Origin of the sequence: Georgenia satyanarayanai (assembly GCF_900116375.1) — a bacterium.
GTDB classification, from domain to species: Bacteria; Actinomycetota; Actinomycetes; order Actinomycetales; family Actinomycetaceae; genus Oceanitalea; species Oceanitalea nanhaiensis.
This window is the reverse complement of sequence record NZ_UETB01000009.1, coordinates 99207-119124: the sequence shown is the minus strand read 5'-3', so window position 1 is coordinate 119124 and position 19918 is coordinate 99207. Positions and strand designations below refer to the sequence as shown.

The 19918-nt window shown below is 73.4% G+C and carries 19 protein-coding genes and 1 riboswitch; of the genes, 4 read left to right on the top strand and 15 right to left on the bottom strand.

All coding sequences use genetic code 11. From position 1 onward, the window contains the following. The first annotated feature begins 16 nt into the window (after positions 1 to 16). From DSZ44_RS12530 to DSZ44_RS12520, 3 genes are read left to right on the top strand one after another with little or no spacing between them, the layout of a single operon-like run. Positions 17 to 1015: an ABC transporter substrate-binding protein gene (locus tag DSZ44_RS12530; protein WP_110852962.1), complete on the top strand. Its 999-nt coding sequence runs from the start codon at positions 17 to 19 to the stop codon at positions 1013 to 1015. 13 nt (positions 1016 to 1028) lie between these two features. Further along, the gene (locus DSZ44_RS12525) at positions 1029 to 1943 is read left to right on the top strand and encodes an ABC transporter permease (protein ID WP_110852961.1); all 915 of its coding nucleotides are present in this window, start codon (positions 1029 to 1031) and stop codon (positions 1941 to 1943) included. 2 nt (positions 1944 to 1945) lie between these two features. Beyond that, entirely contained in the window at positions 1946 to 2734 is a 789-nt protein-coding gene (locus tag DSZ44_RS12520) for an ABC transporter ATP-binding protein (protein ID WP_110852989.1), read from the top strand. A 6-nt stretch (positions 2735 to 2740) separates the two neighbouring features. Here the strand turns inward: DSZ44_RS12520 and DSZ44_RS12515 are convergent, their stop codons facing one another. From DSZ44_RS12515 to DSZ44_RS12475, 9 genes are all read right to left on the bottom strand, one after another. Then, a complete protein-coding gene (locus tag DSZ44_RS12515; protein ID WP_110852960.1) occupies positions 2741 to 3127 on the bottom strand; it encodes a pyridoxamine 5'-phosphate oxidase family protein in 387 nt (128 codons plus the stop codon). 75 nt (positions 3128 to 3202) lie between these two features. Further along, entirely contained in the window at positions 3203 to 3637 is a 435-nt protein-coding gene (locus DSZ44_RS12510; RefSeq protein ID WP_110852988.1) for an aminoacyl-tRNA deacylase, read from the bottom strand. Positions 3638 to 3675: 38 nt separating this feature from the next. Continuing rightward, the gene (locus tag DSZ44_RS12505; RefSeq protein WP_258369471.1) at positions 3676 to 6060 is read right to left on the bottom strand and encodes a glycoside hydrolase family 65 protein; all 2385 of its coding nucleotides are present in this window, start codon (positions 6058 to 6060) and stop codon (positions 3676 to 3678) included. Then, positions 6057 to 6791: an HAD family hydrolase gene (locus DSZ44_RS12500; protein ID WP_110852986.1), complete on the bottom strand. Its 735-nt coding sequence runs from the start codon at positions 6789 to 6791 to the stop codon at positions 6057 to 6059. The genes DSZ44_RS12505 and DSZ44_RS12500 overlap by 4 nt, the downstream gene beginning before the upstream one ends. Positions 6792 to 6937: 146 nt before the next feature. Further along, positions 6938 to 8134 (bottom strand): cytochrome P450, encoded by a 1197-nt coding sequence (locus tag DSZ44_RS12495; RefSeq protein ID WP_110852959.1) that lies wholly within the window; start codon positions 8132 to 8134, stop codon positions 6938 to 6940. Between the two features lie 36 nt (positions 8135 to 8170). After that, the gene (locus tag DSZ44_RS12490; protein WP_110852958.1) at positions 8171 to 8722 is read right to left on the bottom strand and encodes a hypothetical protein; all 552 of its coding nucleotides are present in this window, start codon (positions 8720 to 8722) and stop codon (positions 8171 to 8173) included. Further along, positions 8719 to 9732: an ABC transporter ATP-binding protein gene (locus DSZ44_RS12485; RefSeq protein WP_110852957.1), complete on the bottom strand. Its 1014-nt coding sequence runs from the start codon at positions 9730 to 9732 to the stop codon at positions 8719 to 8721. The genes DSZ44_RS12490 and DSZ44_RS12485 overlap by 4 nt, the downstream gene beginning before the upstream one ends. Further along, positions 9726 to 11426 (bottom strand): ABC transporter permease, encoded by a 1701-nt coding sequence (locus DSZ44_RS12480; RefSeq protein ID WP_258369470.1) that lies wholly within the window; start codon positions 11424 to 11426, stop codon positions 9726 to 9728. The genes DSZ44_RS12485 and DSZ44_RS12480 overlap by 7 nt, the downstream gene beginning before the upstream one ends. Then, positions 11402 to 12442: a thiamine ABC transporter substrate-binding protein gene (locus DSZ44_RS12475; protein ID WP_110852956.1), complete on the bottom strand. Its 1041-nt coding sequence runs from the start codon at positions 12440 to 12442 to the stop codon at positions 11402 to 11404. Before DSZ44_RS12475 ends, DSZ44_RS12480 begins: the two co-directional genes overlap by 25 nt. Positions 12443 to 12492: 50 nt before the next feature. Continuing rightward, positions 12493 to 12598: riboswitch (TPP riboswitch) on the bottom strand. An 81-nt stretch (positions 12599 to 12679) separates the two neighbouring features. Here DSZ44_RS12475 and DSZ44_RS12470 point away from each other — a divergent pair. Then, positions 12680 to 12958, top strand: a complete 279-nt coding sequence (locus DSZ44_RS12470) for a DUF4235 domain-containing protein (protein WP_110852955.1) — start codon at positions 12680 to 12682, stop codon at positions 12956 to 12958. Between the two features lie 3 nt (positions 12959 to 12961). Here DSZ44_RS12470 and mnhG read toward each other — a convergent pair whose 3' ends face one another. The 6 genes from mnhG to DSZ44_RS12440 are packed head-to-tail and all read right to left on the bottom strand — an operon-like array spanning position 12962 to position 19595. Next, the gene (gene mnhG, locus DSZ44_RS12465; RefSeq protein WP_110852954.1) at positions 12962 to 13411 is read right to left on the bottom strand and encodes a monovalent cation/H(+) antiporter subunit G; all 450 of its coding nucleotides are present in this window, start codon (positions 13409 to 13411) and stop codon (positions 12962 to 12964) included. Continuing rightward, positions 13408 to 13830 carry an MrpF/PhaF family protein gene (locus tag DSZ44_RS12460; RefSeq protein ID WP_110852953.1) on the bottom strand — a complete coding sequence of 141 codons (423 nt, stop codon included), beginning with the start codon at positions 13828 to 13830 and terminating at the stop codon, positions 13408 to 13410. The genes mnhG and DSZ44_RS12460 overlap by 4 nt, the downstream gene beginning before the upstream one ends. Further along, the gene (locus tag DSZ44_RS12455; RefSeq protein ID WP_110852952.1) at positions 13827 to 14489 is read right to left on the bottom strand and encodes a Na+/H+ antiporter subunit E; all 663 of its coding nucleotides are present in this window, start codon (positions 14487 to 14489) and stop codon (positions 13827 to 13829) included. Before DSZ44_RS12455 ends, DSZ44_RS12460 begins: the two co-directional genes overlap by 4 nt. Beyond that, entirely contained in the window at positions 14486 to 16078 is a 1593-nt protein-coding gene (locus DSZ44_RS12450) for a Na+/H+ antiporter subunit D (RefSeq protein ID WP_110852951.1), read from the bottom strand. The genes DSZ44_RS12455 and DSZ44_RS12450 overlap by 4 nt, the downstream gene beginning before the upstream one ends. Then, the gene (locus tag DSZ44_RS12445; protein ID WP_110852950.1) at positions 16075 to 16596 is read right to left on the bottom strand and encodes a Na(+)/H(+) antiporter subunit C; all 522 of its coding nucleotides are present in this window, start codon (positions 16594 to 16596) and stop codon (positions 16075 to 16077) included. Before DSZ44_RS12445 ends, DSZ44_RS12450 begins: the two co-directional genes overlap by 4 nt. Further along, positions 16593 to 19595 carry a Na+/H+ antiporter subunit A gene (locus DSZ44_RS12440; RefSeq protein WP_110852949.1) on the bottom strand — a complete coding sequence of 1001 codons (3003 nt, stop codon included), beginning with the start codon at positions 19593 to 19595 and terminating at the stop codon, positions 16593 to 16595. Before DSZ44_RS12440 ends, DSZ44_RS12445 begins: the two co-directional genes overlap by 4 nt. Positions 19596 to 19918: the final 323 nt, after the last annotated feature.

The window sequence follows — 19918 nt, the reverse complement described above, 5'->3', positions numbered from 1 at the left end:
CTGGAAGGACCCCCCGATGACGCGCACCTCCCTCCGACTGGCCGGCGCCCTGGCCGCCTCCGCCCTCCTCCTCGCCGCCTGCGGGAGCGACGACGGCGGCTCCGGGGACGGCACCGGCTCGGGCGGCGACGACGCCCGGACCTACTCCGTCGGCGTCACGCAGATCGCCGCCCACCCCTCGCTCGACGCCTCCCTCGTCGGCTTCAAGGCCGCCCTCGAGGACGCCGGCCTCGACGTCGAGTACGACGAGGAGAACGCCCAGGGCGACCAGTCGACCGCCATCTCGATCGCGAGCGGCTTCGCCTCCGCCGGGCACGACCTCGTCCTGGCGATCGCCACGCCCACGGCGCAGGCGGCCGCGCAGGCGATCACCGACGTCCCGATCCTCATCACCGCCGTCACCGAGCCGGAGGCCGCGGGCCTCGTCGACAGCTGGGACGCGCCCGGTGGCAACCTCACCGGCACGAGCGACCTCAACCCGGTCGCCGAGCAGCTCGGGCTGCTCGCCGAGATCGCCCCCGACGTCCAGACCGTCGGCATCGTCTACAGCTCCGGTGAGGTGAACTCCGAGGTGCAGGTCGAGCTGGCCCAGGAGGCCGCCGCCGAGCTCGGGATCGAGATCGAGACCGCCGCGATCACGAACTCCGGCGAGGTGCAGCAGGCCGCCGACTCCCTCGACGTCGACGCCTTCTACGTCCCCACCGACAACACCGTCATCCAGTCCTTCGAGGCGCTGCTGCAGGTGGCCGAGTCGAAGTCCCTCCCGCTCGTGTCCGCCGACGGCGACACCGTGGAGCGCGGCGCGATCGCCACCTACGGCATCGACTACGAGCAGCTGGGCTACCAGACCGGCGAGATGGCCGTGCAGATCCTCACCGGCGGCGCCGACCCGGCCGAGATGCCCATCGAGACGCTCGAGGAGTGGCCGCTCATCGTCAACCCCGCCGCCGCCGAGCGGATGGGCGTGGAGCTGCCCGCCGAGCTCGTCGAGCGCGCCGACACCGTCATCGAGTGACACGGGGCTCGTCATGATCGGAGCCATCGAGCTCGGGCTGATCTACGCCGTGATGGCGCTGGGGGTCTACCTGACCTTCCGGATCCTCAACTTCCCCGACCTCACGGTGGACGGCAGCTTCACCACGGGCGCCGCGACCGCCGCCGTCCTCATCACGGGCGGCACCCACCCGGCCCTCGCCACGCTCGCCGCCGGCGTGGCGGGCCTGGCGGCGGGCGTCGTCACCGGGCTGCTCCACGCCAAGGGCGGGATCAACCCGCTGCTCGCGGGCATCCTCACCCAGATCGGCCTGTACTCGGTCAACCTGCGGATCATGGGCGGGGCGAACGTCCCGCTGCTGCGCGAGGACACGCTCATCACGCCGCTGCGCGACAGCGGCCTGCTCGGCGGAGCCGCGGCGATCGCGATCTTCGGGGGGCTGGCCATCCTCGTCAAGCTCGCCCTCGACTGGTTCCTCCACACCGACACCGGTCTGGCGCTCCAGGCCACCGGTGACAACGAGGCGATGATCCGCAGCTTCGGCGTCAACACCGACCGCACGAAGATCCTCGGACTGGCCCTGTCGAACGGGCTCGTCGGGCTCGCCGGCGCGGCCGTCGCCCAGTACCAGGGCTTCGCGGACATCTCGATGGGGATCGGCCTCATCATCGCCGGCCTCGCCTCGGTCATCCTCGGCCAGGCCGTCTTCGGCTCCCGCGTCATCGTCATCTCGACGCTTGCCGTCGTGCTCGGCTCGGTCCTCTACCGGGTGGCGATCCAGCTCGCCCTCCAGGTGCCGTGGCTCGAGGCCAACGACATGAAGCTCGTCTCCGCCGTCCTCGTCGTCACCGCGCTCCTGCTGCCGCGGTGGGGCGTGTTCCGGCGGGTGAGGGCACTGCGTTCCCTGCGCCGCACGGCAGCGACGACCACGACGACGGGAGGCCGGTGACCATGCTGGCGATCGACTCGGTCACCAAGACCTTCTTCCCCGGCACGCCCAACGAGCGGGTCGCCCTCGCCGGGATCTCCCTGCGCCTGGAGCTTGGGGAGTTCGCCACCGTCATTGGCTCCAACGGCGCGGGCAAGTCGACCCTCCTCAACACCGTCGCCGGCCGGATCAGCCCGGACTCCGGCACCGTCACCGTCGACGGCGACGACGTCACCCGCCTGCCCGACCACCGCCGCGCGGCCCACGTGGGCCGGGTCTTCCAGGACCCGCTCGCCGGCACCGCCCCGGACATGACGATCGAGGAGAACCTCGCCATCGCCTTCGCGCGCGGCAAGACGCGCGCCCTGCGCCTCGGCGTCACCCGCGCCAAGCGCGAGTTCTTCCGCTCCGAGCTCGCCTCCCTCGAGCTGGGTCTGGAGAACCGGCTCAAGATGAAGGTCGGCCTGCTCTCCGGCGGCCAGCGCCAGGCGCTGTCGCTCCTCATGGCGACCTTCAGCGAGCCGAAGATCCTCCTGCTCGACGAGCACACCGCGGCCCTGGACCCCCAGCGTGCGGACCTCATCACGCGGCTCACCGCCGAGGCGGTCGAGCGCCACCACCTCACCACGCTCATGGTCACCCACAACATGGACCAGGCCCTGCGGGTGGGCACGCGGCTCATCATGATGCACGAGGGCCGGGTGGTCGTCGACATCGCCGGGGAGCGCAAGCAGCGGGCGACGGTCCAGGACCTCCTCCAGGCCTTCGCGCAGGCGGGCGCCGGCCTCGACGACCGCACCCTGCTCCAGTAGGAGTGCTCAGCGCCGCACGCGCCGGCCGGTGACCGTGGTCATCGGCACGGCGACGGGCACGGTGGACGTCAGGTCGGCCCACACGTCCACCGTCGGGGCACCGGGGTTGACGAGCTCGTCACCGATGAGGTGCGCCCGCCCGGTCACGGTCACCGACCAGCCGGTCCGTGTCTCCTCGTCGAAGTCCCCGGCGGCGATGGTGAGGAGCCGGCCCTCGACGACGGCGGTGAGCGAGCGACCGTAGGCGCTGCGGACGACGACCTCGGTGCCGTGCACGGCGACGTTCACCGGCACCATGTGGGCGGCGCCGTCGGCACAGTGGGCGAGCCAGGCCACGGACACCTGATCGAGCAGGCGGCGGCAGGCGCGCGGGCCCAGCACCTCGAGCGACATCTCGGCTCCCGTCGGCGGGACTCCAGCATCCCACCGCAGGCGCCGCTCCGGACCGGGTTCGGGCGGACGATGGTGTCAGGCGGGGTCCGTGACGTCGGCGACCCGCGCGTCCAGTGCCGCCACGAGGGCCGCGCCGTCGACCGTCGCCGCCACGCCGTGCGCGCCGGCGCCGATCGAGACGGTGCCGCTCACGCGCTCGTCGGCGACGACCGGCCAGGCCCGGAGCGCACCGAAGGGCGTGATCGTGCCACGCTCGTAGCCGGTCACCTCCCGGGCCGTGGCGGCGTCGGGCATGGACAGGCGGCTGACGCCGAGCAGCGCCCGCAGCCTGGGCCACGAGATCGTCCGGTCCCCGGGGACGAGCACGAGGAGGTAGTCCTCCTCCGCGCGCCGCACGACGATCGTCTTGATGATCGCCGCGGGCTCCACGCCCCGTGCTGCGGCGGCCTCCTCCAGGCTGCTGACCCGCCCGTGCCGGGTCACGGTGTACGCCAGGCCGGCGGCCTCCATCGCGGTGACGGCCGCGGCCTCACCCGGGCCGGCGGCGCTCACGACGCGCTCCGGGCGACCGAGAGGGGCTCGCGCCCCGCCGGGCGCGGGGTGCGCCCCACCGGCTGGGGCGGCGCGGGCAGCAGCGGCTCGCGCCGCTGGGCGCGGCAGGTGACCGGCTCGCCGGCCCGCACGACGACCTCCTCGTCGTAGACCCGGACCACCATCCCCTCCCCGTTGCCGCTCAGCAGCGTGCAGACGACCTCGTCGTGGCTCGCCTCCACCTTGACCGCCATGCCCCGCCAGAGCACGCGGAAGGTCAGTCGCGTCACCGAGTCCGGCAGGGCGGGCGCCACGCACAGCTGGTCCCCGCGCTCGCGCATCCCGCCGAAGCCGTCGACGAGCGCCGTCCACGCCCCGGCGGACGAGGCGATGTGCAGGCCCTGGCCGGTGTTGCCCTGCAGGTCGCGCAGGTCGACGAGGGCCGCCTCGTGGAGGTAGGCGTGGGCCAGGTCGAGGTGCCCGACCTCCGCACACATGACCGCCTGCGTGCACGCCGACAGCGAGGAGTCCCGCACGGTGCGGCGCTCGTAGTAGTCGAGGTTCCACGCCTTGTCCTTGGCGGTGAACTCCTCCCCGCACCAGTGCATGGCGAGCACGAGGTCCGCCTGCTTGACCACCTGCTTGCGGTACAGCTGGAAGTAGGGGGCGTGGAGCATGAGCGGGTAGCGGGTCTCGCCGTCGTGGAAGTCCCACTCCCCGTACCGGGTGAAACCCTCGCACTGCGGGTGGACACCGAGCTCGGCGTCGTAGGGGACGTGGACGGCCTCGGCCGCGGCCCGCCACGCCTCCCGCTCGTCGCCGTCCACCCCCAGGGCGAGGGCGACGTCGGGGTTGCGCTCGCACGCCGCGTCCGCCGAGCGCAGGTTCCGTGCGGCCATGAGGTTGGTGAAGACGTTGTCGTCGATGACGGCGGTGTACTCGTCGGGGCCGGTGACGCCCTGGACGTGCCAGGCACCCGAGCGGTCGTGGTGGCCCAACGACATCCACAGCCGGGCCGTCTCGACGAGCACCTCCGCCCCGCACTCGCGGTCCAGGCTCTCGTCACCGGTCGTGAGGCGGTAGTACTCGAAGGCTCGCGCGACGACGGCGTTGAGGTGGAAGGCGGCGGTGCCGGCCGGCCAGTACGCCGAGGTCTCCTCCCCCTGGATGGTGCGCCAGGGGAAGGCCGCCCCGGCCAGCCCGAGCGTGGCGGCACGCGCCTGGGCCATCGGCAGCGTCGAGGCACGCCACCGCAGGGCGTGCGCCGCGGCGTCCGGTGCCGTCATGACGAGGACGGGCAGGACGAAACCCTCGATGTCCCAGAAGGTGTGGCCGTTGTAGCCCGTCCCGGTGAGTGCCTTGGCGCCGATGGCGCGGCCCTCGGCCCGCGCGCCCGCCTGGAGCACCTGGAAGAGGCAGAAGCGGACGGCCTGCTGGAGGATCGGGTCGCCGTCGACCTCGACGTCGGCCGATCCCCAGAAGTCGTCGAGGTAGGCGCGCTGGTCGCGCACGAGGGAGTCCCACCCCGCGTACCGCGCGCTGGTGAGCGCGGCGGCCACCTGGTCGCGCAGGGCGTGCTCGCTGCGGGCGCTGGACCAGCCGTAGGCGAGGTGCTTGACCATCCGCAGCGGCTCCCCGGGCTGGAGGACCGTGACGATGGTGGTCCGCGCCCAGTCGTCCCGCGCCTCGTGCTCCACCTCGTACTGGTGCGGGCACTCGATGTCGTGGTCCATCCCTGCCGCGACGAGCAGCCCGCTCGTACGGGTGCGGTGGAGGAGGATCGCGCCGTCCTGCTCGACGTCCCGGGCCACGGCGGCGAGCGGGTCCTGGAGCGCGGCGGCCACGCGAGGGTCGCCGTCGTCGGCCTCCGGCGGTGCCTCGTTGGCGACGAGCTGGGACTGGACGATGACGCGCGCCGGGCCGTCGACGGGCTCGACCTCGTACGCGATGGCGGCCACGGCACGGTGGGTGAGGGAGACCAGCCGGGTGGAGCGCACGATGACCCGGCGTCCCGCCGGGGAGATCCAGTCGGTCTCCCGGCGCAGCGTCCCGGCGCGCAGGTCGAGGACGCGCTCGTGGGCGAGGACCTCGCCGTAGCGCATGTCGAAGGGCTCGTCGTCGACGAGGAGGCGGATGAGCTTGCCGTTGGTGACGTTGACGATCGTCTGCCCGGACTCGGGGTAGCCGTAGCCGCCCTCGGCGTAGGGCAGCGGGTGGTGCTCGAAGAAGCCGGACAGGTAGGTGCCCTGCTGGTCGGCCGGCTCGCCCTCGTCGAGGTTGCCCCGCATCCCGAGGTGGCCGTTGGACAGTGCGAACAGCGACTCCATCCGCCCGAGCGTCTCGAGGTCCAGGCCGCGCTCACGCAGGCACCAGGGCTCGACCGGCAGGGACGGACCCGTCACAGGAGCTCCTCGAGGTCCGCGACGACGACGTCGGCGCCCTTCTCCCGCAGCGCGTCGGCCTGGCCGAGGCGGTCGACGCCGATGACGTAGCCGAACCGGCCTGCCCTGCCCGCCGCCACGCCCGCGAGCGCGTCCTCGACGACCGCGGCCTCGCGCGGGGTCAGACCCAGGCGGCGGGTGGCCTCGAGGAACGTGTCCGGCGCCGGCTTGCCGGGCAGGTCGAGGGCGTGGGCGAGCGAGCCGTCGACGAGGACGTCGATGCGGTCCTCCAGGCCCGTGACGTCCAGGACGAGCGCCGCGTTCGCGCTGGAGGAGACGACGGCGCAGGTCAGCCCCGCCTCGCGCGCGGCGTCGAGGTAGCGCAGGGAGCCGGGGAAGACCTCGACGCCCTCGGTCGTGATGAGCCGCAGCACCCGCTCGTTCTTGCGGTTGCCGATGCCGTTGAGGGTCTCCCGCTCGGGGCTGTCCGTGGGCGTGCCGGTGGGCAGGGTGATGTCACGGCTGCCGAGGAAGTCACGCACGCCGTCGACGCGCCGCTTGCCGTCGACGTGGGCGGCGTACTCGGCCACCGGGTCGAAGGGGACGAAGGGCTCGCCGGTGCGGCCGGCATGGTCCCGGAGGAACTCGTCGAAGGTCTCCGTCCACGCTCTCGCGTGGAGGGCGGCGGTCCGGGTGAGGACGCCGTCGAGGTCGAACAGGAGCGCACGCACGCTGTCGGGTAGGCCGAGCACCACTTCTCCCTTCGCTGGAGGTCCGTCCCAGCCTTGCAGCATTCCCCCCGTCCCGCTCCCCTCCAGCCCCCGGACGTCGCAGCTGGAGGGCTGGACGACGCAGGACCGCCCGTCGTCGACGCGACAGCTGCGACGTCGGCGGGAGGTCAGCGGAGGCGGACCGGGGCGACGGCGTAGCCGCCCACCGGGGGCACGGCGCGCTCGCGTGACCGGTCGGGGTCCGGCTCGACGGACGTCGTCGCGGCGAGGACGGCGCGGGTGAGCGCCCGGAGCTCGAGGGTGGCGAGCGGACGGCCGGGGCACACGTGCCGCCCGATGCCCCACACGAGGTTGTAGGGGGCGTGACGCTCGGGGTCGAAGGCGTCCGGGTCGCCGAAGATCCGCGGGTCGCGGTTGGCCGCGGTCCAGCTGAGGTGGACGCGGTCGCCGGCGGCGATCGCGCGGCCCCCGAGCGTGACGTCCTCGGTGGCGACGCGCCGGTTGCTGACGAAGGGGTCGTCGATCCGGAGGATCTCGTCGAGGACCGCGCTCAGCTCGCGGTCCGGGACCCCCGCCCGGAGCCGCTCCTGCAGCGGCGGGTGGTCGGCGAGGTGGCTGAGGACGACGCCGGCGCACAGGGCCATCGAGCCGAGGTCCCCGCCGGTCCAGTTGCGCAGGACGGAGACGATCTCCTCGTCGGTGAGCGGGCGGCCGTCCACGTGGTCCCGGACGAGCTCGGTCGTGACGTCGGCGGGTGCGTCCGCACCGGCCTGCCGGCGCGCGTCGGTGAGGGAGCGGATGATCGCGTCGAAGCGCGCAGCCACCTCCGCGGTGCGGGCGCGGTCCCCCGAGCGGCTCGCGGCGTGGTTGTCCGCCATCCACTCGAGCAGCTCGTCCTCGAGGTCGGCCGGCCACCCGAGCCAGGCGCACTGGGCGCGCACCGCGAAGCGCCCGCCGACCGCGACGGCGTCGACCGCTCCGGGCACGTCGAGCCCGGCGACCAGCTCGGCCGCGACCCGCTCGACGACCGGCTCGAGGGCGGCCATCCGCTCCGGGGTGAGGTAGCGGTCGACGACGGCGCGGTAGGAGGTGTGCGTGGGGCCGTCGAGGCCGTTGGGCACCTGGAGGTAGCGCGAGACGGCGTTGGAGAACGTGCGGTCGTCCAGCGCAGCGGCGGTGACGGCGGCGTGGGAGAACAGGGTCCAGTCCCCGGCCGGACCGCGCGCGACCGGGCACCGCGCACGCATCTCGTCGTAGGCGCCCAGCGGGTCACGCCGTACACGCGGGCCGCGCGGGTTCCAGTCCGACGCCGGCGTGACTCCCGGCCCGGTGCTCATCTCGTCGGTCGGCAGGTGCTCGGTCATCCCCCCATCCTGCACCGGGCCCGGACCCGCGGGAGGTCAGGGCGGGGGGAGGCGTTCGAGGGTCTCGGCGACGTCGACCAGCGCGTCGAGGTAGCGGTCGAGCTCGGTGAGGAGGGGCTCGCCGGGGAGCCACCCGACGACGACGCCGCGCTCCGCCCGCAGCGACAGTCCCGTCGGTCCGCGCTCGCGCAGCCACGCGCCGCCGTCGGCGCCCAGCTCGTCCGCCGGGACGCCGTCGGTCATCAGCTGCGCCACCGGCACGGTCGCGCGCAGCTCGACGGTGAGGACGTGCGTGACCTCCCGCGGCGGGGCGGTCTCGAGCCGGGAGGAGGTCGCCTCCCGGCCGCGGTACTCCCCGGCGACGGCGTCGTCCACCTGCCGCTCGGGCGCGGTGAAGGGCGGGCACTGCCAGCGGCCCAGCACCTCGGGAGCGGCGCCGAGCACGCGCCAGCCGCGCGGCGAGGCCCAGACCTCCAGCCGTTCCGTGCGCCGCACGGCGCTGCCCAGCCGCCGGCGCGAGCGCGCCAGCAGCAGCGCGGGCACGGCGACGACCGCCACGAGCAGGAGCAGCATGAGCGTCTCGCTCATCGCGGCACCACCGCCACGTGCTCGGTGGCGACACGCACCCGGGCGGTCCGCGGCACCGCACCGTCGGCCGGCACGCGGACCACGGCGCCCTGCCCGTCGGGCAGCGTGACGTCGAGCTCGCGCTCCCCGCGGCGCACCCGCCACCCGCGCACGGGGACCGGCTCGCCGTCGTCGTCGGGCACGAGCGCCCGCGGGCCCAGGGCCAGGCGCACCTCGCCACCCACGCCGCCCGCCCAGTCCGCCACGGCACCCAGCGGGCCGCGCACCTGCCCGTCGGCGACGACGGCGTCGACCACCGGGCCGTAGCCGAGGAACCGGGCCACCTCCTCGCTGGCCGGTGCGCGCCACAGCCGCTCGGGCGTGTCGGCCTGGAGGACGCGGCCGCGGGACATCACGGCGATGCGGGAGGCGACGGTGAAGGCCTCGTCGTGGTCGTGGGTGACGTAGACGGCGGTGGTGCCGGTCGCGTGGATGATGTCGCGCAGCTCGCCGGCGAGGTGCTCGCGCAAGGAGCGGTCCAGCGAGGAGAGCGGCTCGTCGAGGAGCAGCAGCCGCGGGCGCGGCGCGAGCGCGCGGGCCAGCGCCACCCGCTGCTGCTCACCGCCGGAGAGGGTCGTCACCGCGCGGGCGCCGTAGTCGCGCAGGCCCACCAGCCGCAGCAGCTCGGCCACGCGCGCTGCGCGCTCCGCGCGGGTCAGCCCGGCGATGCCGTAGGCGATGTTCCCCGCGACGTCGCGGTGCGGGAAGAGCTGGCCGTCCTGGAACATGAGCCCGAAACCGCGCCGGTGCACGGGCACCCCGGCGAGGTCGTCCCCGCCCCAGCGCACCTGCCCGGACGTCAGTGGCTCGAGCCCCGCCACCGCCCGCAGCAGCGAGGACTTCCCGCAGCCGGACGGGCCGAGCAGCGCGAGCACCTCACCGGCGGGCAGCTCGAGGCTGACGCCGTCCACCGCCGTCGGGCCGCCGGGGTAGGTGAGGACCGCCTCGCGGACCTCGAGTCCGTTCACCACGTGCCCATCCTGTCTCCTCGGAGGCGTTCGGCGAGCATCATGACGCCGGCGGTCAGGGTGGCGAGAACGACGGACGCCGCGAGCGCCATCCCGTAGTTCTCCGCGCCGGGGCGGCCGATGAGCCGGAAGATGACGACCGGCAGCGTGGGGCTCTCGGGGCGGGACAGGAAGGACGTCGCGCCGAACTCCCCGAGGGAGACGGCGAAGGCGAAGCCCACCGCGAGGCCGAGGCCGCGGACGAGGAAGGGCCCGTCGACGGTGGCGAGCACGCGCCACGGCGACGCCCCGAGGACGGCCGCCGCCTCCCGCAGGCGCGGGTCGATCGCCCGCAGCACGGGGAGCACCGTCCGCACGACGAGCGGCACCGCGACCACCGCCTGGGCGATCGGCACGATGAGCGCCGAGCCGCGCAGGTCGAGCGGCGGGGAGTCCAGGGTGATGAGGAACCCGAAGCCGACCGTCACCGCCGACACGCCCAGCGGCAGCATGAACACGGCGTCGAGCACCCCCAGGGCCCGCCTCCCGCCCGGCGAGCGCGGCCGGCGGGAGACGACGAGCGCGACGAGCGTGCCGACGATGACGGCGATGACGGTCGCGTCCACGGCGGCCCGCAGCGAGTTGAGGGCTGCCTCCCACGCGGTGACGGTGAGGGCGTTGGTGCCTCCCGTCGTCGAGAGCCGGCGGAAGTTGCCCAGCCCCCACCCCTCCGGGGTGCGCAGCGACCCCGCGAGCAGGTGGGCGAGCGGCAGGACGAGCAGCCCGAGGACGACGACGGCGGTGACGGCCGCCGCCGCGGCGTCCGGTCCGGGCCGTCCCGGCCCGCGCAGCCGCAGCGGGCGGGTGGCGGAGCGGTCGGCACGCAGGTGGAGGGAGTGGTCGTAGCGCCGGCGGGCGCGGGAGGCGAGCAGCAGGGCGGCGCCGACGACGACGAGCTGGAGCACCGAGAGCACCGCGGCCGCCCGCAGGTCGAGGAACTGGGTGGTCTGGACCCACACCTCGGTCTCGATCGTCCCGTAGCGCAGCCCGCCCATCGTCAGGACGACGCCGAAGGACGTCGCGCAGAAGAGGAAGACGACGGCGCCCGCCGAGACGACGGCCGGGGCCAGTGCCGGCAGGGTCACCGTGCGGAACGCGCGCCACGGGGAGGCGCCCAGGCTCCGGGCCGCCTCCTCCGCACGCGGGTCGAGCCGCTCCCACAGCGCCCCGACCGTGCGCACGACGAGCGCGTAGTTGAAGAACACGAGCGCCGCGACGACCGCCGCGAAGGTGCCGTCGATGCCGAGGAAGCCCAGCGGACCGGTCTCCACGAGCAGCGAGCGGAACGCGACACCGACGACGACGGTCGGCAGCACGAAGGGCACCGTGACGAAGCCGCGCACCAGCCGGCGGCCCCGGAAGCGGCAGCGGTAGAGCACGTAGGCGCCGGGCAGCCCGAGGAGCAGGGCGACCGCGGTCGCGGTGAGCGACTGGCCCACCGTGATCCCGATGACGCGCCACGTCCGCCGCCGGGAGAGGACCTCGGAGATCCCGCCGAGGTCGAGGACGCCGTCGGGCAGGAAGCCGCGTGCGACCATCGTCGCGACCGGCCACAGGAAGAAGACGGAGAGGAACGCGAGCGGCACCCCGGCCGCGAGCACCCAGGCCAGCGCGCCCGCGGGGCTGCGCCGGGTCAGCCGACGACGATCTCGGTCCACGTCTCGATCCACTGGTCCCGGTTGTCGGTGATGGCCTGCGGCTCCACCTCGTGGGGCGCCGGGCTCACCGGGGCGTGGTCGGCCCACTCCTGGGGCAGGGCGACGCCGTCGAGCACGGGGTACATGTACATGCTGCCCGGGATGTCGGCCTGGACCTCGGGCGAGAGGAGGAAGTCGACGAACTCCTGGGCACCCTCGACGTTCTCCGCGCCGGCCAGCACGCCGGCGTACTCGGTCTGCCGGAAGCAGGTGTCGAGCAGCGCCCCGGTCCGCGGTGCCGAGCCGCCGTCCGGCACCTCGGCGGCGGGCGAGGAGGAGTAGGACAGGACGAGCGGTCGCGGCCCGGCCCCCTCCGAGCCGGAGAAGTCGACGTAGTAGGCGTCCGACCAGCCCTCGACGACCTGCACGCCGTTGGCGGTGAGGTCGCGCCAGTACTGCTCCCAGCCGTCCTCGCCGAACGCACCGACGGTGGCGAGGAGGAAGGCGAGGCCGGGGGAGGACGTCGCGGGGTTGGTCACGACGAGCAGGTCGGCGTAGGCCGGGTCGGTGAGGTCCTCGAGCGTCTGCGGCTCGGCCAGGCCCTGCTCACGGAACCACTCGTGGTCCACGTTGATGCACACGTCGCCGAAGTCGACGGCGGTGAGGGAGTCCTCCATGACGGTCTGCGTGGCGTCCGGGGAGCGGTAGGGCTGCAGGACCCCCTCCTCGACGGCGCGTGCCGCGAAGGAGTTGTCGATGCCGTAGACGACGTCCCCGAGCGGGTTGTCGCGGGTGAGGACCAGCTGGTTGACGAGCGCGCCGCCGTCGCCGGGGGTGATGTGCTCGACGGTGTAGCCGGTGCGGTCCTCGAACCCGGCCAGCAGCCCCTCGCTGAGGGTGAAGGAGTCGTGGGTGACGACGCGGAGCACGTCGGTGTCCTCGTCCCCTCCCCCGCCGGAGCCGGTGGCGCTGCACGCCGCCAGGGCGAGCGTGGCGACGAACCCGGCGGCGACGGTGCGGGTGCGGTGGGTGGTCATGCGTCCTCCTCAGGTGCAAGGAGGGGTCCGGGTACGGGTGGTCCCGTCCCGGGGAGAGAATCCCGACTTCCTTCGCCGGTGCTAGCCGGAGCAGGTTCGAGGGTCTGCGGCCTCGCCGCACTCTCAGCACCGTCCGGTGCTCCCCTGTCGTTCGCCCCCGATGTTACCTCCCGGCCAGGTGTGCGCGGCACCACGGGCCCCGTTAGGTTTGTGCCCAGCCCTCAAGGACGGAGTGACATGGACATCGGGTGGAAGATCGTCAGCACGGGATCGGCGGTTCTCGCCGGTCTGCTCGCCAACAAGCTCCTCGACATCGGGTGGAAGGCCGTCACCGGCCACGAGCCGCCCGGTGAGGGCAACGACGACCCCGCGGTCAGCCTCACCGAGGTCGTCGTGTTCGCCGCCGTCAGCGGTGCGGTCATCGGACTGAGCCGGCAGCTGGCGCAGGCCGGGGCGGCGAAGTGGTACGGCGGGCCGGTGGAGGAGAAGGCGCCCAACCCGGTGACCGGGCCGTAGCGGTCAGTCGTCCGCCGGCGAGGTGCCGCGCGCGTCGCGGCCCTCGTCGGCGAGGGCGGTGTCCCGCTCCCGCTCGAGCTCGAGACGGTCGAGCTCGTCGAGCTTCTCGGCCCGCTCGAGGTCCTCGGTGAGCTCGTCGACGACGAGCAGCGAGTGGTCCACCTTGCCGGTGCGGTAGCCGGCACGGCTGAGCATGTGCGCGGAGATCGGTCCCGTGACCAGCTGGAAGGCGACGACGAGCAGCAGCGTGCCCGCCGCCGTCACGCTCCGCAGCTCGATCCCCAGGCCGAGCATGAGGAGCATGAGCCCGAGGACCTGCGGCTTGGTCGCCGCGTGCATGCGGGAGAGCAGGTCGGGGAAGCGGACGACGCCCAGGCCCGCGATGAACGCGAGCAGTGCCCCACAGATGAGGAAGGTCCCGGCGACGACGTCGAGGACGGTGTCGGTGCTCATCGGTCCCTCCTGCGGTGTTCCTCGTCGTCGTCGGCCTCGACGGAGACGATGACCGCCCCGCTGTCCTCGTCCTCGTCGTCGGTCGACGAGTCCTCGGGCTGCGCGTCGCGCTGCGCGAGGATCTCCTCGAGCTCCTCCTTGGTGAGGATGCGGCCCTCCTCCGCCGACTCCGCGGCGGCGAACCGGGCGATGGAGACGGAGCCGATGAATCCGACGAGGGCGAGGACGACGAGCACCGGGACGAGGTCGCCGCGCTTGGTCGCCGCGGCGACGAGCGTGACCCCACCGATGAGGACGGCGGTCGTGACGTCCAGCCCGAGGATGCGGTCGAACATGCTCGGCCCACGCTCGACCCGGAACAGCGCCATGACGGCGGCGGCGAGCAGGATGACGAAGCAGACGACGTAGACGGCGGTCATGTCTCCTCCTCCCGCCGGGCGTCCATGTCGGCGTCCACACGGTCACCGGAGGTGCTGCGCAGCCTGCCGGCCCGTGGGGAGCTGCCCGGCACGAGCCCGGCCTCGATGAGCTCCTCGCGGCTGCCGAAGGCGCGCAGGATGCGCTCCTCCTGGTCCAGGACGGCCTGGTGCGACCGCTCGAGCCCGCCGTGCATCTCGACGTCCAGCACGTGGTGGTAGAGCGTCCCGGTGATGCGGTGCGCCTCGATGACCACCGACCCGGGCACGAGCGAGGTCATCCCGGCGACCATCGTGAGGTAGACGTCGTTGTGGCTGCGCAGCCGCACCCGGATGACCGCGCCGCGCGGCGGCCTGCGGCGCAGCGCCAGGGCGGCGACCTCGACCGACGCCTTGACGACGTCCCACAGGAAGTAGGCGAGGAGCAGGACGACTCCCCAGGGTCGGAAGCGGCCGTCGAAGGGCGTGCTGGGCAGCGGGAGCACCGCGGTGATGAGGACGGCCAGGAAGGCGCCGATGACGACGTTGGCGAACGTGAGGTCGCCCCACAGCGCGACCCACACGACGGTGAGCCACAGGAGCACGCCCCAGTTGGCGCGGGTCCGGAAGCGGCGGCGCGGCCGGTGCTCGCTCGGCCGGTGCTCGGCAAGGTGCGGGCTCACGGCACCTCCTCCCTCGTCTCCTGCTCCTCGCTGATCTGGCCCGAGTCGCCGTTGCGCTCGGCCTCCTCGGTGAGGTCGGAGGACTGGCCCGAGCCGCGCATGCCGTCGGGCAGGACGGTGGAGACGTAGGGTGTCTGCGCCCGCAGGTCCCGCGCAGCGCGGGCGGTGTAGTCGAACAGCGGCCCGGCGACGACCGTGAAGGCGAGGGACATCGCCACGAGCACCGCCGTGGGGCCGACCATCGAGCGGGGTGTGGAGGTGTCCGGCAGCGGCTCGGGGGCCTCCTGCCAGAAGGCCTGGTTCCAGGCCTTGGTCACGGCGTAGAGCGTGAGGAGGCTCGTGACGAGCGCCGCGCCGACGAGCGTCCAGTCCAGCGCTCCGCCCCGCTGGGCGCCGGCCTCGATGAGGCCGACCTTCCCGAGGAAGCCGGACATCGGGGGGATGCCCGCGAGGTTCATCGCCGGGACGAAGTACAGCACCGCGAGCAGCGGGGCGACGCGCGCGAGCGACCCGAGCTTGGCGAGCGACGTCGTGCCGCCCCGGCGCTCGATGAGGCCGGCGACGAGGAAGAGGGCGGTCTGCACGGTGATGTGGTGCACGACGTAGAAGATCGCCGCGGACAGCCCGGCCTCCGTGGACGTCGCCACGCCCCACACCATGTAGCCGATGTGGCTGACGAGGGTGAAGGACAGGAGTCGTTTGATGTCCTGCTGGGCGACGGCACCGAGGATCCCGATGACCATGGTGAGGAGCGCGAGGACCATGAGGACGTCGTCGGCGCGGCCGTCGGGGAAGAGCAGCGTCTGCGTCCGGATGATCGCGTACACGCCCACCTTGGTGAGCAGGCCCGCGAACACCGCGGTGACGGGCGCCGGCGCCGTGGGGTAGGAGTCGGGCAGCCACGCGTGCAGCGGGAAGATGGCGGCCTTGATCCCGAAGGCGACGAGCAGCATGAGCTGCAGGACGAGCTGGGTGCCCGGGTCGATGTCGCCCAGGCGCTGGGACAGCTGGGCGAGGTTGACGGTGCCCGTGGCGGCGTAGACGAGCGCGATCGCGGCGAGGAAGAGGATCGAGGACAGGATGGAGACGACGATGTAGACGGTGCCCGCCCGCACCCGCTCCCGCGACCCGCCGAGGGTGATGAGCACGAAGCTCGAGACGAGGAGGATCTCGAAGCCGACGTAGAGGTTGAACAGGTCGCCGGTGAGGAAGGCGTTGGAGACACCGGCGGAGAGGATGAGGTAGGTCGGGTGGTAGATCGCCACCGGCGCGCCCTCGTCGCCGTCGGCGTTGCCCTGCGCCAGGGAGTACAGGAGCACCCCGAGGGTGACGGAGACGGAGACGACGAGCAGCAGGGCCGAGAGACGGTCCGCGACCAGGGCGATCCCCACGGGCGCGGCCCAGCCGCCGATGTCCACCGCCATCGGACCGTCGTTGACGAGGACGAGCAGCGCGATCGCCACACCGAGCACGGAGGTGAGCGCGGTGAGCGTGACGATCCGCTGGACGTGCGGGAAGCGGGCGAGCGCGAGCGCCAGCCCCGCTGCGACGAGGGGGATGAGGACGGGCAGCGGCAGGAGGTAGCTCATCGCAGCTCCTCGTCGTCCAGGCCGATGCCCGGTCCCCGTCGTGTGCGGTCGTCACGGTGGGGCAGCACGAGCGTCTCGTCCCTGGACAGGGCGGCGTCCTCGGCCAGCGTGGTGCCGGCGTCGTCGGTGCTGCGGGCGGGCACCTCGTTGCTCTCGGCGAGCCGGACGATGCGGCGGTCCTCGAGGTCGTCCTGGACCTCGTCGTGGCCGTTGAGCTGCCAGGCACGGTAGGCCACCGACAGCAGGAAGGCGGTGAGGCCCAGGGTGATGACGATGGCGGTGAGGACCATGGCCTGCGGGAGAGGGTCGCTCATGTTCTCCGGGGCGGTCGTGCCGACCAGCGGGGGCCCGCCGGCCCGGCCGCTCGCGACGAGGAACATGACGTTGACCCCGTTGGAGATCATCGCGATCCCGATGATGATGCGGGTGAGGCTGCGCTCGAGCAGGAGGTAGACGCCGGCGCCGACGAGGACCCCGACGAGGAGCACGAGGGCGAGGCTGGGGGAGGTGTCGATCATCGGGAGCCTCCAGGCCGTGGGCCCGCGACCCAGCCCGCCGGCGCGGCCTCGGGGGCGGCGTCGTCGGCGGTGACCTCCGGGGAGTCGAAGGGCACGTCGGGGGCGACGTCACCCTCGCGCTCGCCCTGCCGGTCCACCTCGGCACCCAGCGTGCGCAGGATGTCGAGCACGAGACCGACGACGACGAGGTACACGCCGATGTCGAAGAACAGGGTCGTCACGAGCTTGAGCTCGCCCATCGGTCCCAGGCTCGCCTCGATGACGGTCGACTGGAGCACGTCGCCACCGAAGAACAGGGGGATCGCGCCGGCGCCCGCGGACAGGAACAGCCCCGAGCCGAGGACCCAGCCGGCCTGGACGGGGAGGGCCTCGCCCAGCTCGTACCGGCCACCGGCGAGGTACCGGACGGTGAGCGCGACGCCCGCGATGAGGCCGCCGGCGAAGCCGCCGCCGGGCTGGTTGTGCCCGGCGAAGAGCAGGTAGAGGGAGAACAGCACCATCGTGTGGAAGACGAGCCGGGTGCCGACCTCGAAGATCACCGAGCGCCGCTGGGGGGCGAGGGTGGGGATGGCACTGAGCCACTGCCGGCCGCGGCCCTCGGGACCGGCCTCCTCGCCGCGCTCGGTGAGCCGGCGGTAGAGGCTGACGTTGCGGTCGGGCACCGGGGTCTCCCAGACCCGGGCCTGCTGCGGGTCCTCCAGCTTCGTCGCGCGGTCGATCTTGATCGCCCGCGCCCGGAGGAAGATGAGGGAGGCCACGCCGGTGGCGGCGGCGAGCAGCACGGAGATCTCCCCCATCGTGTCCCAGGCGCGGATGTCGACGAGAGTGACGTTGACGACGTTGCGGCCGTAGCCGTACTCGTAGGCCTCCTCGGCGAAGTCGACGGAGACGGGCGCGTGGACGCGGGACCCGGCGGCGACCATGGTGAGCCCGGCGGCAGCGATCCCGACGAGCGCCCCGAGCGCGGCCCGCCACCACCGCGAGGCGGCGAGCGGCCGGTTGGAGAAGTAGGCGGGCAGGCGGCGCAGGACGAGGATGAACACGACGAGCGTGATCGTCTCGACGAGCACCTGGGTGAGCGCGAGGTCCGGGGCGCCGTGGAGCTCGTAGAGCAGCGCGATCCCGTAGCCGGAGACGCCCAGCAGGAGCACCGCCTTGAGCCGGCGACGCGCGCGCGCGGCGAGGAGGGAGGCCAGGGCCACCACGGCGGCGACGGCCGCCTGCACACCGCTGTCCCAGGGGCGCACCTCGGCCGGGAGCGTCCCGAACGCGAGCGCGGCGCCGCCGCCCAGGGCGATGGTCACGGTGAGGATGGTCGACAGGTAGGCGGGCAGCGAACCACGCTGGGTGAAGGCGGTGACGTCCGCCGCGAAACGCTCGGTGCCGCGGATGATGCGCTTGTAGACGCCCGCGGCGCCGTCGAACTCCCACAGCGCTCCCTGGAGCCGCTCGACGGGCGCCCGCCAGAGGAACAGCACGGTGCCGACGCCGATGACGAGCAGCGTGAGGTACAGCGCGGGGCCGAAGCCGCCCCAGAGGATGAGGTGGCCGGGCTCGCCGGGGTAGGCGTCGGCGTGCGGGGCGAGCAGGTGCTCGACGCCGCCGGGCACGCATCCCACGACGACGCCGGCGACGGCGAGCACGGCGGCGGGGGTGACGATCAGCCGCGAGGTGCGCTGCGCCGAGGAGAGCTCCACGCCCGGCTTGCTCGCGAAGGCACCCCACATGAACCGCATGCCGTAGGCGAAGGTGAGGACCGAGCCGAGGACGACGAGGACGAGCGCTGCCGTGCCGAGCCCGTCGTCGGTGTGGAGCATCGACTCGAGCGCGGCCTCCTTGGCGACGTAGCCGAGCGTGACGGGCAGCCCCACCATCGACGCCGTCGCGAGCGCCGCGGATGCCGCAGTCAGTGGCATGCGACGGGTCAGGCCGGTCAGCTCCCGCAGGTCGCGGGTGCCGACGGCCCAGTCGATGGTGCCGACGACGAGGAACAGGCTGGCCTTGAAGAGCGCGTGCGCGGTGATGAGGGCCAGGCCGGCGAGCGCCGTGGCCCGGGTACCGAAGCCGACGAGCAGGATGATGAAGCCCAGCTGGCTCACCGTGCCGAAGGCGAGCAGGAGCTTGAGGTCGTGCTGGCGCAACGAGCGGTAGCCACCGAGCAGGAGCGTGCCACCACCGAGCACGAGCACGGCCCAGCGCCACAGCGGCACGTCGGCGAAGCCGGGGGCCAGGCGGGCCACGAGGTAGACGCCCGCCTTGACCATCGCCGCGGCGTGGAGGTAGGCGCTGACCGGGGTGGGCGCGGCCATGGCCGAGGGCAGCCAGAAGTGGAAGGGGAGCAGGGCCGACTTCGTCACCGCGCCGAGCAGGACGAGCGCGACGGCCACCTCGACGAGCGTGCCTCCGGGAGGGGATGCGACGAGCGTGCTCAGCGAGTAGCTCCCGCCCTCGGCCTCGCCCAGGGCGATGAAGCCGGCGAGCATCGCCAGGCCGCCGAAGGTCGTGAGGACGAGCGCCTGGACGGCTGCGCGCCGCGAGCTCTGCCGGTCGTGGTAGTGCCCGATCAGCAGGAAGGAGGTGACGGTGGTGAGCTCCCAGAACACGTACAGGAGCAGCGTGTTGTCCGTCGTCACCAGGCCGAGCATCGAGCCCGCGAAGGCGACGAAGACGCCCGCGAACCGTCCGAGCCCCTGCGCGGTGGCCGAGAAGTAGGCGGCGCAGTAGACGAGGACGAGCCCGCCGATCCCCCCGACGAGCAGCACCATGAGCCAGGCCAGGGTGTCGAGCCGGAAGGTGAGGTGCAGGTCGAGCGCCGGCACCCAGGAGACGTCGACGACCGGATGGTCCCCGCGCAGCACGGCCGGGCTGTGCGCCGCCGCCCAGGCAGCCGCGGACGCAGGCACGAGGGCGAGGACGAGGAAGAAGCGCCGTCCCCACAGCCGCATGCACGCAGGCGCGACCACAGCCACCACGAGGTGGAGGATCAGCAGCTGCAGCACCGGCGGCTCCGTCAGTTGTCGTCGGCCAGAGGTCCCCGCCGGCTGGACCAGCGCAGAACGAACCCCGTACGCACGCGGCTCGCGCAGCAAGGGGGACGGGAGCACTGTACCAACCAGACTCTCTCGTCACTCCGCGAGGCGAAGAAGACACCCGTCAGCCCGACGCGGTTGTGACGCGATTGCGCACAAGGCGCGCACTCTCGCTTCTCGCGCGGAATTGCGCGCATGTCATTCGAACGGCGCGCCACCCGGACCGGATCGCTTCGAGAGGCGCACTGACGCGATCGGCCCCACTCTGGACACGTGCCTCGACGACCACGAGG

Bases quoted from the DNA above. Each gene is read 5' to 3' on its own strand.
- DSZ44_RS12445 (WP_110852950.1), bottom strand. From the start codon at position 16,596: ATGATCGACACCTCCCCCAGCCTCGCCCTCGTGCTCCTCGTCGGGGTC.
- DSZ44_RS12490 (WP_110852958.1), bottom strand. From the start codon at position 8,722: ATGAGCGAGACGCTCATGCTGCTCCTGCTCGTGGCGGTCGTCGCCGTG.
- DSZ44_RS12450 (WP_110852951.1), bottom strand. From the start codon at position 16,078: ATGAGCTACCTCCTGCCGCTGCCCGTCCTCATCCCCCTCGTCGCAGCG.
- DSZ44_RS12510 (WP_110852988.1), bottom strand. From the start codon at position 3,637: ATGGAGGCCGCCGGCCTGGCGTACACCGTGACCCGGCACGGGCGGGTC.
- DSZ44_RS12495 (WP_110852959.1), bottom strand. From the start codon at position 8,134: ATGACCGAGCACCTGCCGACCGACGAGATGAGCACCGGGCCGGGAGTC.
- DSZ44_RS12470 (WP_110852955.1), top strand. From the start codon at position 12,680: ATGGACATCGGGTGGAAGATCGTCAGCACGGGATCGGCGGTTCTCGCC.
- mnhG (WP_110852954.1), bottom strand. From the start codon at position 13,411: ATGAGCACCGACACCGTCCTCGACGTCGTCGCCGGGACCTTCCTCATC.
- DSZ44_RS12515 (WP_110852960.1), bottom strand. From the start codon at position 3,127: ATGTCGCTCGAGGTGCTGGGCCCGCGCGCCTGCCGCCGCCTGCTCGAT.
- DSZ44_RS12525 (WP_110852961.1), top strand. From the start codon at position 1,029: ATGATCGGAGCCATCGAGCTCGGGCTGATCTACGCCGTGATGGCGCTG.
- DSZ44_RS12460 (WP_110852953.1), bottom strand. From the start codon at position 13,830: ATGACCGCCGTCTACGTCGTCTGCTTCGTCATCCTGCTCGCCGCCGCC.
- DSZ44_RS12530 (WP_110852962.1), top strand. From the start codon at position 17: ATGACGCGCACCTCCCTCCGACTGGCCGGCGCCCTGGCCGCCTCCGCC.
- DSZ44_RS12520 (WP_110852989.1), top strand. From the start codon at position 1,946: ATGCTGGCGATCGACTCGGTCACCAAGACCTTCTTCCCCGGCACGCCC.
- DSZ44_RS12475 (WP_110852956.1), bottom strand. From the start codon at position 12,442: ATGACCACCCACCGCACCCGCACCGTCGCCGCCGGGTTCGTCGCCACG.